The sequence below is a fragment of the Kitasatospora sp. MBT63 genome, assembly GCF_000710465.2.
GTDB lineage: Bacteria > Actinomycetota > Actinomycetes > Streptomycetales > Streptomycetaceae > Kitasatospora.
Genome location: NZ_JAIZ01000218.1, coordinates 1 through 1,349 on the forward strand (window position 1 = coordinate 1; position 1,349 = coordinate 1,349).

1 protein-coding gene is annotated in these 1,349 nt (G+C 68.6%); it reads right to left on the reverse strand.

The genetic code is table 11. The annotated features are described in order from the left end of the window. Positions 1–58: 58 nt before the first annotated feature. Complete coding sequence (locus tag AA75_RS14740; RefSeq protein ID WP_033820455.1) at positions 59–1,297, reverse strand: IS256 family transposase; 1,239 nt, start codon at positions 1,295–1,297, stop codon at positions 59–61. Positions 1,298–1,349: the final 52 nt, after the last annotated feature.

The following is a 1,349-nucleotide window of genomic DNA, read 5'->3' on the forward strand; positions in this document are numbered from 1 at the left end:
CGGAGGTCACGTCCGTTGGAGTGGTGTATCGACGGCCACTCGGTGATCCTGTTTCAGGCTAGGCGGTCAGGGCTGTGGTGATGGTCTCGTCGGGGGTTTCTCCCTCGATCGGGTGGAGGCGGCAGCGGCCGAGGATCTCGGAGCCGATGTAGCGGCGCTGTTCGGCCCATTCGTCGCTCTGCTCGGCCAGCACCGCGCCGATCAGGCGGATGACCGAGCCGCGGTCGGGGAAGATCCCGACGACGTCGGTGCGACGGCGGATCTCCTTGTTCAGCCGCTCCTGCGGGTTGTTCGACCAGATCGACTTCCAGACCGTCCGGGGGAAGACGGCGAAGGCCAGCAGGTCCTCGCGGGCGTTCTCCAAGTGCTCCGCGGCCTTGGGGAACCGCTCGTCGAGCGTGGCGACGACGGTGGCCATCTGCTTGCGGACCGCGCCCGCGTCGGGCTGTTCGAACACGGTCCGCAGCAGGGTGGCGACCCAGGGCTGGGCGGACTTCGGGACCTGCGAGAGCAGATTGCGCGCGTAGTGGGTTCGACATCGCTGCCAGGACGCGCCCGGCAGGGTCGCGCCGATCGCGTCGACCAGGCCGGCGTGGGCATCGGAGACGACGAGCTTGACCCCGCTCAGGCCGCGGGCGACCAGCGACCGTAGGAAGGCGAGCCAGCCGGCGCCGTCCTCACTGGTGGCGACGTCCAGGCCCAGCACCTCGCGCTGGCCCTCGTTGTTGACGCCGACCGCGACCAGGCAGTGGACGTTGACGACACGGCCGCCCTCGCGGACCTTCTGCGTCAGGGCATCCACCCAGACGAACGTGTAGGGCCCCTGGTCGAGCGGTCGGTTGCGGAACTCGGCGACCCGCTCGTCCAGGTGCTTGGCCATTTCCGACACCTGCGACTTCGAGAGCTGGGTGACGCCGAGGCTCTCGGCGAGCTTCTCCACCCGCCGGGTCGAGACGCCGAGCAGGTAGCACGTCGCGACGACGCTGATCAGAGCCTGCTCGGCCCGGCGTCGGCGCTCCAGCAGCCAACTCGGGAAGTACGAACCCGAGCGGACTCGGGGAATGGCCAGGTCGATCGTGCCGACCCTGGTGTCCCAGTCCCGATTCCGGTATCCGTTCCGGGAGTTGATCCGGTCCTCGCTCGGCCGGCCGTACTCGCCGCCGCAGGCCCGGTCGACGTCGGAGGACATCATCGCCTCGGCGAAGGTCTTCACCATCGCCCGCAACAAGTCGGGACTCGCCGAGGCCAGGTTCTCCTCCAGCAGGGCGGCAAAGGGCAGACTGTCGGGTGCGGTCATCGTGCTGTGACTCCTTCAAGAGCTTGGTCGTTCTCGAAGAATCAGCCGGTGG